10 protein-coding genes and 2 tRNA genes are annotated in these 12,601 nt (G+C 46.8%); 5 read left to right on the top strand and 7 right to left on the bottom strand.

Going from position 1 to position 12,601, the window contains the following annotated elements; translation table 11 throughout:
• Positions 1 to 91: 91 nt before the first annotated feature.
• A complete protein-coding gene (rlmB, locus tag ABJ081_10695) occupies positions 92 to 892 on the bottom strand; it encodes a 23S rRNA (guanosine(2251)-2'-O)-methyltransferase RlmB (GenBank protein ID MEP6357138.1) in 801 nt (266 codons plus the stop codon).
• Between the two features lie 207 nt (positions 893 to 1,099).
• On the opposite strand from rlmB, the gene ABJ081_10690 reads away from it, so the two are divergent.
• The 3 genes from ABJ081_10690 to ABJ081_10680 all read left to right on the top strand — a co-directional run bounded on the left by ABJ081_10690 (position 1,100) and on the right by ABJ081_10680 (position 2,826).
• Positions 1,100 to 1,183: transfer RNA gene (locus tag ABJ081_10690), tRNA-Tyr, on the top strand.
• A gap of 39 nt (positions 1,184 to 1,222) precedes the next feature.
• Positions 1,223 to 1,296: transfer RNA gene (locus ABJ081_10685), tRNA-Gly, on the top strand.
• A gap of 780 nt (positions 1,297 to 2,076) precedes the next feature.
• Positions 2,077 to 2,826, top strand: a complete 750-nt coding sequence (locus ABJ081_10680; GenBank protein ID MEP6357137.1) for a hypothetical protein — start codon at positions 2,077 to 2,079, stop codon at positions 2,824 to 2,826.
• 266 nt (positions 2,827 to 3,092) lie between these two features.
• On the opposite strand, the gene ABJ081_10675 is transcribed toward ABJ081_10680, so the two are convergent.
• Positions 3,093 to 6,842: a vitamin B12-dependent ribonucleotide reductase gene (locus ABJ081_10675; protein ID MEP6357136.1), complete on the bottom strand. Its 3,750-nt coding sequence runs from the start codon at positions 6,840 to 6,842 to the stop codon at positions 3,093 to 3,095.
• Positions 6,843 to 7,613: 771 nt separating this feature from the next.
• On the opposite strand from ABJ081_10675, the gene ABJ081_10670 reads away from it, so the two are divergent.
• Both ABJ081_10670 and ABJ081_10665 read left to right on the top strand, forming a co-directional pair.
• Entirely contained in the window at positions 7,614 to 7,994 is a 381-nt protein-coding gene (locus ABJ081_10670; protein MEP6357135.1) for an NADH:ubiquinone oxidoreductase subunit NDUFA12, read from the top strand.
• Between the two features lie 27 nt (positions 7,995 to 8,021).
• Positions 8,022 to 8,654 (top strand): DUF2155 domain-containing protein, encoded by a 633-nt coding sequence (locus tag ABJ081_10665; GenBank protein MEP6357134.1) that lies wholly within the window; start codon positions 8,022 to 8,024, stop codon positions 8,652 to 8,654.
• Here the strand turns inward: ABJ081_10665 and aat are convergent.
• From aat to ABJ081_10640, 5 genes are all read right to left on the bottom strand, one after another.
• On the bottom strand, positions 8,651 to 9,319 hold the full coding sequence (gene aat / locus ABJ081_10660; protein ID MEP6357133.1) for a leucyl/phenylalanyl-tRNA--protein transferase: 669 nt from the start codon (positions 9,317 to 9,319) through the stop codon (positions 8,651 to 8,653). The genes ABJ081_10665 and aat overlap by 4 nt on opposite strands.
• Before the next feature lie 20 nt (positions 9,320 to 9,339).
• Positions 9,340 to 10,695, bottom strand: a complete 1,356-nt coding sequence (accC, locus tag ABJ081_10655) for an acetyl-CoA carboxylase biotin carboxylase subunit (protein MEP6357132.1) — start codon at positions 10,693 to 10,695, stop codon at positions 9,340 to 9,342.
• Positions 10,696 to 10,705: 10 nt separating this feature from the next.
• Entirely contained in the window at positions 10,706 to 11,176 is a 471-nt protein-coding gene (accB, locus tag ABJ081_10650; GenBank protein MEP6357131.1) for an acetyl-CoA carboxylase biotin carboxyl carrier protein, read from the bottom strand.
• A gap of 62 nt (positions 11,177 to 11,238) precedes the next feature.
• Positions 11,239 to 11,679, bottom strand: coding sequence for a type II 3-dehydroquinate dehydratase (gene aroQ, locus ABJ081_10645; protein ID MEP6357130.1), 441 nt, complete (start codon positions 11,677 to 11,679; stop codon positions 11,239 to 11,241).
• A gap of 94 nt (positions 11,680 to 11,773) precedes the next feature.
• Positions 11,774 to 12,565, bottom strand: coding sequence for a DsbA family protein (locus ABJ081_10640; GenBank protein MEP6357129.1), 792 nt, complete (start codon positions 12,563 to 12,565; stop codon positions 11,774 to 11,776).
• Positions 12,566 to 12,601: the final 36 nt, after the last annotated feature.

Genomic DNA, 12,601 nt, shown 5'->3' with positions numbered 1-12,601 from the left:
ATTTCTTTTTATTCATAACTTCCCCCTTAAAATGGTATTTTCCTAATAGAATATCAGTGCCATGTAGTCAAATATCAAAACTATATTTTCATTATGTCTTCTTGTTTAAATATTGCGACGCCATAAATGTGGAAAGTGTTGCGGCATTTGAGACGTTCAGGCTTTTGATTGGGCCTGGCATATCAAGCCGCGCGAGCACGTCACAGCGCTCACGGGTGAGGCGGCGCAGGCCTTTGCCTTCTGCACCCAAGACGAGGGCTATTTTATCGCCGTAGAGCGTCTCATTTAAGCCTTGCGGCCCTTCGCTATCAAGTCCGATGGTCACAAAGCCGAAATCATTCAGTTTGGTGAGTGCTTGGGCAAGGTTTGTCACATTCACAAGATTGATGTGCTCAAGACCGCCGGATGCTGTTTTGGCCAATAATCCGGTTTCTCTGGGTGCGTTGCGGTGGGTTGTGATGATGGCATCAACCCCAAGCGCTGTGGCTGAGCGCATAATCGCACCGACATTATGAGGGTCTGTTATCTGGTCCAGCACGATCACAAGCTTTGCATCTTGCACATCGTGGATGTCTTGTGTCTCTATGGGCCTGACGAGGGCTGCCATGCCTTGATGTACGGCTTCAGGCCCGGTGAGGGCGTTGATTGCCTCTGGTTCTACAATATCGGCGCTTAAACCGCGTGCGTTGAGGCTCTCAGTCAAGCGATCGGCAGCATTGCGCGTGGCGAGGACTTTGATAAAGCGACGCTTCTTGTTCAAAAGCGCTGCTTTGACGGCATGGATGCCATAAAGCACAATCTCATCGGGGTTGAGCGTTGGCGCACCACTCGATTGTTTTTTAGGCCTATTATTCCATTGCTTGCGCGGGGCTTTTTTCTTTTTATCTGCCATCAATCACGGTCTTTCAGTTCTGCCTTTTGTGTTAAAATCAGGAACAATAACAACAGCATTAGTCGCTTCTTGAGAGAAAGAATAGAGGGGCTAAGCGATTGCATATGATTTCCCCATTGACAGGGCGCCATGCTATCGGCATAAACGCCCTCGGTGATCGCTGTGCGATATCGATCCCATTGTTTTTGCAATGTGTTGAAACGATTGGGAGGAGTGCCCGAGTGGCTAAAGGGGGCGGACTGTAAATCCGCTGCGTATGCTACGTTGGTTCGAATCCAACCTCCTCCACCATCGTTTTTTGTATCGTGAGTTTATTTGCGCACCTATGGTGCGGGTATAGCACAATGGTAGTGCAGCAGCCTTCCAAGCTGAATATGCGGGTTCGATTCCCGCTACCCGCTCCAGACTTTCCCCAGACTTTCCCCAGACTTTACCCAGACTTTACCCAGACAGCTTTTAACATTGTTCACATTTCAAGCAGCATCCTTGACAAATCAACAAGTGAGGCGCACGCTTTGCCCTATGTCGCCTAATATCGCAACCAAAACAATTGGTTAGCATCCTTATGCGCTGTGTTGAACTGTGTATCCCCACACGGCAACAGGGCATGATTGGAGGAAGGCTAAACAGGAGAGGCGGCCAGACTGGAGGAACCATGAGTCCACCAACGTGTGCGTATTGATCAAGTCCGAAGGGACGGTCACGGACCACGACGCTTTGAGAGTAAAGCCTTAAAGACGCCATGGCCCGCAGTTTAAAATCAAAATCTATTATATATAACGGCTTGATCTGATCGGGCCGTATCAAACAACTCGAAAAATCGACTGAACTCATACCCCGTTGGCGCAAGTATACAAAGCGCAACGGGGTCTTTGGTTTTTGGTGGGGGATGAGAAAATATCTGCATGGGTGTTCTGGAGGTCAGCTTTGAGCCCTAAGCAGACATGCGATTGGTGTCGCAAGTTGAATTACCATCAATGCTATTTGTCTTCAGTTATGGCCCAGATCCGATACTGATTAACTTTGCGAAATGTGGCTGCTCGAACCAGAGTTGCCGCTCCATCAGAATCTGTTTTTCGTTAATATTGAATGGTTTATCGGGTTGTGTTACATATATCGTATACGTAGGCTCGTATTGTGGTACTGAACAATCTGTATGGGTTTGGTTGGGATTCATTGAAATCATGAAAAAGCTATTAACAGCAGCATTATTTTCTTCATCATGCTTTTTGACAGGTGCCGCTTTTGCGGAAGATGATGTTTCAGCAGATGTCTTCAGAACTGGCGGGTTTTACGGGGCAGTTGAAGCAGGGGCTAGTTTCAGAAGCGGGTCTACAAACACAACCAACGGTGGCAGTGCTTTTGCGGGGGGCGGCGTATCTCGTGACGTCAAATTTGGATCAGCATATAGCATCGGTGGTCGCCTTGGCTACGAAGTGAGCCCTGAATTTAGTTACTTCATTAGCTATGATCGCATTGACGGGGATCTAGATTTTCGAGCCGATTTTCCGGCTATTGCTAATTTTGACCAGAGATACGGAGGCAAGGCCACAACTGATTTGGTTTTGGCTAATGTCGCCTATTCAATGCCCATTCTTGAATCCAGCCGTTTAAAGCTAGGACTTGGAGTCGGGGTAGCGTTTAATGAATTTAGAGATATCTTGGAAAATGCCCCGCCTCCGAATCCATTTTTTGCTATTGTTGATGATGGACAAACAACCAATTTCGCAGCGAGGGTCACTGCGGGGATAGAACACGACTTCAATGATTCTCTTTCGTTCACTTTGAATGCTGGATTGGATTATTATGGAGATTTTGAGACCGGTTCATCAAGATTGCCTTTCGGTGCCCCTCCCGCAGATCCGATTGGTGAATTCGAGATAGATAATGTTTGGGGCGCGACTGTTTCCGGTGCCTTTACATACCGATTCTGATTACCTCGGCCTCTGAAACTCCGTCAGCGCGGCATTGTAAAATGAATATTGACTTGAGATTGAGTCGACAATCGATCCGGTGGCGCAATCAAGGCGCCCGGTGAGCTTTTCAGTGTCACTTTGTCCGCATTGCTGTCATTGAGTAATAAAATTTAATGAGATAATCCTCAAAAGCTAATGCCATTCCCAATCCCATTAAACCCAACAATCCCCATAAAGAAACGGCGCCCTCGGGCGCCGCATCTTCATTTCATCCCTAAGCCGTTCTAGCTACACCCACTCGTGTTGCCGCAGGTGTCGCACTTCAGGCAGGTGCCGTTGCGCACCATGGTGAAGTTGGCGCATTCGGAGCAGGCTTCGCCTTCATAGCCTTTCATACGGGCTTGAGCGCGCTGTTCAGCCGTATCGAGCGGCTTTGGCATTGGCTCGGTGTCCTCATAGGCATCTTGTGCCGGTGAGGCGAAGCCGGAGTTGACTTCGATCTCTGCTTCCACTTCGCGCATCAAAGCTGTGGCGCCTGATGTGGCAAGACCGGCAGAGGCGCCGCTTGTGCTCGCGCCACCAATTGCGGTGATATTTGATCCGCCATCAGAAGCGCTCGCTGAGGAGCCTTTGTCGCTGCTGCTTATGTCGTTATTTGAGTGAAGCTTCAGCGTTTGACCGCGCACTAAGCCGCGTGAAACCACATGGCCCGCGCCATTATCTTCTGGCTGGGTTTTGCCAAGCGACGTATTGCCGAAGTCTGATGTGTCCACATGGGCCAAATCATGACGACCAAGATAAGAGACCGCCAATTCACGGAAGATATAATCAAGGATAGATGTTGCGTTTTTGATCGCTTCATTACCCTGCACCATACCGGCTGGTTCAAAGCGGGTGAAGGTAAAGGCCTCGACATATTCTTCTAGTGGCACGCCATATTGAAGACCGAGCGAGATAGCGATCGCAAAGTTATTCATCATCGCACGGAAGGCAGCGCCTTCTTTGTGCATATCGATGAAGATTTCGCCAAGACGACCATCACCATATTCGCCAGTGGTGACATAGACCTTATGGCCGCCAACACGGGCTTTTTGAGTGTAGCCTTTACGGCGATCTGGCATTTTTTCGCGTTCGCGTACCGCGCGCTCGATGATCCGCTCAACGATTTTCTCAGAGACCTTTTCAACTTGCGCTGTTTGCGGCATTGCAGCCAATTCTTCTGCTGTCTCATCGTCCTCCATATCCTCATCTTCAAGAAGAGAGGCATTGAGAGGTTGTGAGAGTTTGGAGCCATCACGGTAAAGCGCGTTTGCTTTCAAGGCTTTTTGCCATGAGCGCATATAGGCGTCTTTACAATCTTCAACCGTCGCCGCATTTGGCATGTTGATGGTTTTTGAAATTGCACCACAGATGAACGGCTGTGAGGCGGCCATCATGTCGATATGGCTGTTGACGGACAAGAAACGCTTGCCGATGCGACCACATGGATTGGCACAATCAAAGACTGGATAATGCTCTTCTGTGAGGAAAGGCGCGCCTTCTAGCGTCATCGTGCCACAGACGTGATTGTTGGCCGCTTCAATGTCGTCTTTCGAAAAGCCAATGGCTGAAAGAAGATCGAAGTTCATGTCGTTTAGCTGTTCATCGCTAAGGTTCAATGTTTCTTTGCAGAAATCTTCGCCCAGCGTCCATTTGTTGAACATGAATTTGATGTCAAAGGCGGAGGCAAGGCCTGCTTCAACGGCTGCAATTTTCTCATCGGTGAAACCTTTGGTTTTCAACGTTGAGTGATTGATGGCCGGTGCTTGTGCTAATGAGCCATGGCCCACGGCATAAGCTTCAATTTCTGCCAATTCGCTTTCGCTATAGCCGAGAGTGCGCAGAGCCTCAGGCACCGCACGGTTGATGATTTTGAAATAACCACCGCCGGCGAGCTTCTTGAATTTGACCAAGGCAAAATCAGGCTCAATGCCTGTCGTGTCACAATCCATCACAAGGCCAATTGTGCCTGTTGGTGCAACCACCGTGGCTTGCGCATTGCGATAGCCGTGTTTTTCGCCAAGCTCAACCGCATTATCCCAAGCCAGTTTCGCTCGTTCAATCAAGCTTGCTTGTGGGCAGTCGCTTGCCACGAGTGGCACAGGATCAACGCTCAATGCTTCATAGCCGCTGCTTTCGCCATAGGCAGCGCGACGGTGATTGCGCATCACACGCAGCATCGCATCGCGGTTTGGTTTATAGCCCGGGAAGGGGCCTTGTTCTTTCGCCATCTCCGCCGATGTCGCATAACAAACACCCGTCATAATAGCTGAGATCGCACCACAAATCGCGCGGCCTTCGTCACTGTCATAAGGAATGCCAGACGTCATAAGAAATCCGCCGATATTGGCAAAGCCAAGGCCAGTTGTGCGGTATTTATAAGAAAGCTGAGCAATCTCTTTTGATGGGAATTGCGCCATCAAAACCGAAATTTCCAGAACGATCATCCAAAGGCGCACGCCATGCTCAAATTCATTGACCTGAAAAGTGCCGTCTTTATCGCGGAACTGAAGCAGATTGAGAGAGGCAAGGTTACAGGCCGTGTCATCCAAGAACATATATTCAGAACAAGGATTGGAGGCTCTGATTTCACCAGCGGCAGGGCAGGTGTGCCAGTCGTTGATTGTGGTGTGATATTGAATGCCCGGATCAGCTGATGCCCATGCGGCATGGCCAACTTGTTCCCATAGATCACGCGCTTGAACTGTTTTCACAACTTGACGAGAAATGCGGCCCGTGAGGTCCCATGTGCTGTCTTCTTCTACGGCACGAAGGAAGTCATCAGTGACGCGTACGGAATTGTTAGAGTTTTGGCCTGCAACAGTCAGATAAGCTTCGCTATCCCAATCTGTGTCATAAACGGGGAATTCAATATTCTTATAGCCTTGCTTGGCAAATTGAATAACGCGCTGCACGTAGTTTTCAGGCACGAGTGCTTTCTTGGCAGCACGAACTTCGCGCTTCAGCACAGGGTTTTTCAAAACATCAAAACAATCATCGCCAGAACCCGAACAGTTCACACAGGCTTTCATGATGGCTTTAAGGTGTTTTGAGGCGATTTTTGAGCCGGTGACAAGGGCTGCAACTTTTTGCTCTTCTTTCACCTTCCAGTTGATGTACTCCTCGATATCTGGGTGATCGATATCAACAACAACCATTTTAGCGGCGCGGCGTGTTGTGCCGCCTGATTTAATGGCGCCTGCTGCGCGGTCACCGATTTTGAGGAAGCTCATAAGGCCAGATGATTTGCCGCCGCCTGCGAGTGATTCACCTGATCCGCGTAGATGCGAGAAGTTTGAGCCGGTGCCTGAACCATATTTGAATAGGCGCGCTTCACGGACCCAAAGATCCATAATGCCGCCTTCATTGACGAGATCATCAGCAACAGACTGAATGAAACACGCATGAGGCTGCGGGTGCTCATAGGAGGACTTAGATTTTGTCAGCTTGCCGGTTTTATAATCAACATAGTGGTGACCTTGGCCCGGTCCATCAATGCCATAAGCCCAATGTAGCCCAGTATTAAACCACTGCGGGCTGTTTGGTGCACAGCGCTGGGTTGCAAGCATGTAGCGTAACTCGTCATAAAAAGCCTGCGCGTCATCATCACTATCGAAATAGCCGCCTTTCCAACCCCAATAGGTCCATGTGCCAGCAAGACGATCAAAAACTTGGCGGGCATCTATTTCAGAGCCATAACGCTCGTCCTCTGGTAGTTTTTCTAAAGCTTTTTCGTCGGCCACCGAGCGCCACAAGAAAGAGGGCACATCGTTTTCTTCGACCTTTTTCAAACGTGCAGGGACGCCAGCCTTGCGGAAATATTTTTGTGCAAGGATATCGCTTGCAACTTGGCTGAATTGACTTGGAACTTGAATATTATCAAGTTTAAAAACAATTGTTCCGTCCGGATTTTTAATTTCACTTGTTGCTTCACGAAATTCGATGTTGCCGTAGGCTGACTTGCTCTTCTTAGTATAATGTCTTTCAATCCGCACGTTTTTTCCCTCTGGCCATTCAGCCTTATTTGTGTGTTCATAAAGCGGGTGTTTAAATAATCGTTTGATCAACTCATTCGTTCATCAACGTTTGCCACCAAACTACCTGCTTGTTCCCATAATCGAGCCTTTCGGCTCTTACTTAAATTCGTTTCACCTACCATTGTGATGAATGGTCGTTATTTTCTTATTCAGTTTTACTTCACGCAATTCGAGCGTCTTTTGTAGTGATTTCTTTAATAAGAATCACTGTAATCAATATGTATAAGATTTGCCCCCAAATACTAAATATAGTGTTACTAAGCGATATTGTCGCTATATTTTGTGTCTATTTTTAGTTCCCCACAGCCTTTTTAGTGTGCTTCGTCAATTGTTCTATCCCCTGCGACGTTTATTCAATTTAGAAAATTGACCAAACAGATCCGTCTCTTTCTATGGCGGTTAGCCAAGGAAAAGAGGTCGAAAGTCAGTTTTTACTGATTACTGAGAAACTTCAGTGAAGAAGTTATCCTCACATGAAAATGAAACTAATGTGAATCGGTTTTGCTCGTCAAGCACTAGTATATGGAAAATTGCAAATGTCTAAATATAGTGCTGTTTATGAGGATAGCGGGGATATTCATAAAAAAATCAGCTTACCCCATTGCGTGATTGAAACCTGCTTAAAACCAACATGTTTCAGCTATGTTGATGAGCTATAACTATGCTGGACATCCGCGTATGAATTGGCGATAAGGGGATATAGTGTGGATTCTTCCAAAACGGTGGATAATGAAAAATTTCTTATTGCAAATATTCACATGGTGGCGCGGTCAAACCCTCGGCACACGGTTTTATACATGGAGACATGGGGAACGTGTTGGCGAGGATGATTCTGGCAATGTCTACTATCGTAATTTCGATGATACGCGCCGTTGGGTGATTTACGACGATCTTGTTGAGGCGTCTTCGATTCCATCTGGATGGCACGGGTGGATACATCATAAAGTCAAAACACCGCCGAGCGATCAATCCTATCTGAAAAAGGATTGGGAACTTGAGCATAAAAGAAATGCAACAGGAACGGTAAATGCCTATCGTCCGGCCAGTTCGCTTTTGAATGCGGAACCTAAAACAACCACAAATGGTGAATATGAAGCTTGGACACCATAGTTTTGAACTCACAATAAGAATTTCAAGATGACACCGCAGTCCGGATATATGATTAAACATCGAAATAATTTCAGTTTGAATATATTGAATCGGTTCGCTGTTGTTTTGGCAGCAGGCGTCCTTTATCCGAGTTTTGTCTTGGCAAATGAGATTAAAGTTAGATCGTTAGCTCCAGTGGATCAGAGTGGAAATCAAGCGCCTTCTGTAGAGACTAAGATTGAAAACGAAGTGGCCGTTTTTGCAGGCCTCGATAAAATTACAGGTCGGATCATTCGATTTGACGTTAAAGTTGACGAAACGGTGCAATTTGGCGCTTTGCAGGTCACACCAAAAATTTGCTATACGCGACCAGCTACGCAAACGCCGCAAACAACGAGTTTTGTTGAGGTGGCTGAAGTGACGCTTGATCGTAAGGTGCAGCCGCTTTTCAATGGGTGGATGTTTGCAGCAAGTCCTGGTCTACACGCCGTTGAACATGCGGTTTATGATGTTTGGCTTGCTGATTGCAAATCTGGTGAACAGTTTTCAGAAAAACCGATAACCACGTCAAATGATGATTTGGGAGGGCGTGGATTTGGTAATGATACGCCGCCAGCTGGAGATGCACCTGTGGAAGAAGGTGCTGTACCAGCACCAAAAATTAAACCCACTCTCAACTAGTTTTGAAAACTATCAATAATTTCTAATGTTTGAGTGCCTGTCATGCTATCGCCGATCATATGGTAGTCGGTGTGATTACGGATGGCGGTGTCCAACAGTAAATGATAGCGGGCGCGTGGAATTTCTCTCGCCCCGAATTTTTCTAAATGCTCGGTTGTGAATTGTGTATCAAGAAGGCTGAAGCCGCCTGCGATCAGGCGCGCGACCAAATGCACCAGCGCTATTTTTGAAGTATCGGTTGCATGTGAAAACATGCTTTCACCAAAAAATGCACTGCCAAGCTGAACGCCATAAAGGCCGCCGATAAGTTTTTCCTCATCATAGACTTCAACCGTATGGCATTGCCCCATATCATAAAGGCCAGTGTATAATTTTTTGATTTCTGCATTGATCCAGGTGACTTCACGTCCTGTTTTTGATGCGGCACAGCCTTCGATTACGCCTGCAAAATTTTGATTAACGACAACGCGATAGGCTGTATTGCGCACAGTCTTGCGAAGACTGCGCGGTATGTGGAACTCGTTTAAAGGTAAAATGCCACGTTCTTCAGGTTCGACCCAAAACAGGCCTTTATCTTCTGCGCCTTCTGACATAGGAAAAATGCCGCAAGCATAGGCTTTTAACAACACATTGGGCGTTATCTTTAAGGTCGCGTTGCTGTCCACCTATTTCATCAATCTGTTATTCAAGATGTCGAAGCATCGTCTTTCGCGAGGTAATTTTCAAGCCAGTGAATATCATAATTACCGTCTTGAATATCCCGTTCCGCCAGAAGATTGTGGAAGAGGGGGATCGTTGTTTCTACACCATCAATGATAAATTCATCTAAGGCACGGCGTAGGCGCATCAAACAGTCAGTACGATTGCGGCCATGGACAATCAATTTGCCGATCAAACTGTCGTAGTAGGGAGGAATTGTATATCCCTGATAGACACCTGAATCAACGCGCACACCGAAACCGCCCGGCGGATGATACTGAGTAATCGTTCCCGGTGATGGCGCGAAAGTTTTAGCATGTTCGGCGTTAATGCGGCATTCAATTGCGTGGCCGGTGAACACGATGTCTTCCTGTTTCACAGATAAAGAGCCACCTGACGCGATGCGTAATTGTTCGTGAACGAGATCAACGCCTGTGACCGCCTCGGTGATTGGGTGTTCAACTTGTAGGCGCGTGTTCATCTCAATGAAATAAAACTCGCCATTTTCATAGAGAAATTCAACCGTACCTGCGCCTGAATAACCAATTTCAGCAACGGCTTTAGCGCAAATATCACCTATTTTTGCTCGTTCATTTTCATTCAATGTCGGGGATAACGCTTCTTCCCATACTTTTTGATGACGTCTTTGCAAGGAGCAATCGCGTTCTCCTAAATGGATCGCATTGCCTTTGCCGTCACCAAATACCTGAATTTCAATATGGCGTGGGGTAATGAGGTATTTTTCGAGATAAAGGGCATCATCACCGAATGCTGCTTTTGATTCAGTTTTTGCAGTTGAGACTGCTTCGGGTAAATCAGCCTCGGTCATTGCCACTTTCATGCCGCGACCGCCACCACCAGATGCTGCCTTTACAATAACGGGATAACCGATCTGTGCGGCAACTTTTTTAGCCGTCTTAATATCTTTAATGGCACCGTCTGAGCCAGGAACAACCGGAATACCTAATCGCTGGGCTGTTTGTTTCGCGGTTATTTTATCTCCCATAATGGAGATGTGTTCTGCTGAGGGACCAACGAAGGTGATGTTGTGAGCTGCTAAAATTTCAGAAAAACGGGCGTTTTCTGATAAAAAGCCATAACCAGGGTGTACGGCATCGGCGCCAGTGATTTCACAGGCTGCCAGAATTTCCGGAATTTTCAAATAAGAATCACGGGCCGCAGGCGGACCAATACACACGCTCTCATCGGCAAGGCGTACATGCATTGCGTTTGCATCAGCTGCGGAATGAGCGGCAACGGTTTTAATGCCAAGTTCTTTACAGGCACGCAGGACTCTAAGGGCGATTTCGCCGCGATTGGCAATCAGAAGCTTGTTAAACACGCCGCTTTCCTTATTCGATCACGATGAGTGGTTCGCCGAATTCGACTGGCTGGGCATCATCAATGAGGATAGCTGTAACTTTGCCGTCTTTTTGGGCTGGTATCTGATTCATCGTCTTCATGGCTTCAATAATGAGAACCGTTTGGCCTGCTTTTACGCTATCGCCTACTTTTACAAAGGGCGGGTTTCCAGGTTCTGCTGACAAATAAGCTGTGCCAACCATTGGCGAGCTGAGGGCACCTTCCATTGATCCTGCTGTAGGTGTAGGCGCTGCAATCTCTGCTGGGGCGCTTGTGGCGACTGCTTGAGGCGCTGCTACAGGGGGTGCTGCTTGTACCACAGTTTGTACAGGCGCCGGATTACGGGATAGGCGCAAGCGCAATGTTTCGTGCTCTATCTCGATTTCATTTAAGTCCGTATCAGACAGTAGTTGAGCAAGTTTGCGGATGAGATCGTGGTCAATTGGATCAGATGATGACATTTTTTCTTTTTCTCAAAATTTAAGCGGACACATATTTGGCAAATTATTGTTTTGACAAATCCTTATAGGTCTTTCGTTTGTTCAGCGATAGCCTGAAGAGCGAGTATATACCCATATGTGCCAAGACCTACAATAGTGCCTTGTGCAACAGGGGATATGAATGAGTGATGTCTGAATGTTTCGCGGGCGTGGACATTTGATATATGAACCTCAATGACCTTGCAGCTACTGCCGACAATTGCATCATGAAGAGCGACGGAAGTGTGTGTGTAAGCGCCAGAGTTAAACACAACCCATGTACCTGCTGCTCCTGCGTCTTGCAGTGTAGATACAAGTTCACCTTCGTGGTTAGACTGTTTGTGGGTTATATTTAAACCCAAGCGGCTTCCTTCAAGCGAACATTGTTTTTCAACATCACTCAAAGTAGTTTCCCCATAAATCTCCGGTTCCCGCGTGCCAAGCAGGTTGAGATTAGGTCCATTAAGAATCAGAACATCAGTCATATTGATTTTATATCAGAGTTTTGTTGCGCTGTTATATCATAGTGATGATTTAACTTAAAAGAATAAGTCTCGCATTCTTATCAATCAATTGATTTTATGAACATACAGTCTCACCGCATTCGCGCATTGAATCGATTTTTTGTTTCAAAATGTTATGGCCGACAGCACCAGGCAAGACTTCACTACCAATGATAAATGTAGGTGTACCAGTTAATCCAATTACATTCGCAAGGCCATATACTTCCGTAATAGCTTCTTCGATAACGGGCTTTTCCATCATTGTGCGTAGGACACTCATGTCATAGCCAAGGCCTTCAGCCAGCAAGAGAGCGACGCGTTCATCGGCTTGCCCGCGCGTTTTCAAAAGTTTGACATGGAGTTCCAAATATTTTTCTGAATCAATTTTTGCGGCGGCAATAGCAACGCGTGCGGCAGCTTGCGACCCAGGCCCAAGAACCGGAAATTCTTTTAAAACAACTCTTAGGTTATTGTCTTCTTCAACAAGTTTCTCGATATGTTGGAGTGATTCACGGCAAAAGGCACAATTGTAATCAAAGAATTCAATTAAAGTGACGTCGCCCTCTGGATTGCCAAGAATGGTTTGATGAACCGATGATTCTAAATCATCTTTATTTCTTGTAATCGACAGTTTTTGCTGTTGACTTTGCTCAGCTTCCCGGCGGTCTTCGAGAATTTGTAGCGCTTCTATTATGACCTCAGGATTTTTCAAAATATAATCGCGCACCACTTGTTCTGTCTCGGTGAGAGGGCGGGTGCTTTGTTTCACACTTTGCGCAAGCGTGGATGTTGAGCTCAGGGTTTGGCTGAAGAAAATGGCACTAAAAACAAGAGTTGCAGTGCTACATGCTCGAAGAATTGAAAACATCCAAAAGACCCTGTCGTAATTATTGTTATTATTTAT

Source organism: Hyphomicrobiales bacterium, assembly GCA_039989895.1.
Classification (GTDB): Bacteria; Pseudomonadota; Alphaproteobacteria; order Rhizobiales; family JACESI01; genus JACESI01.
The sequence above is the reverse complement of the archived record's forward strand: the minus strand, read 5'-3'. Positions and strand labels throughout refer to the sequence as shown.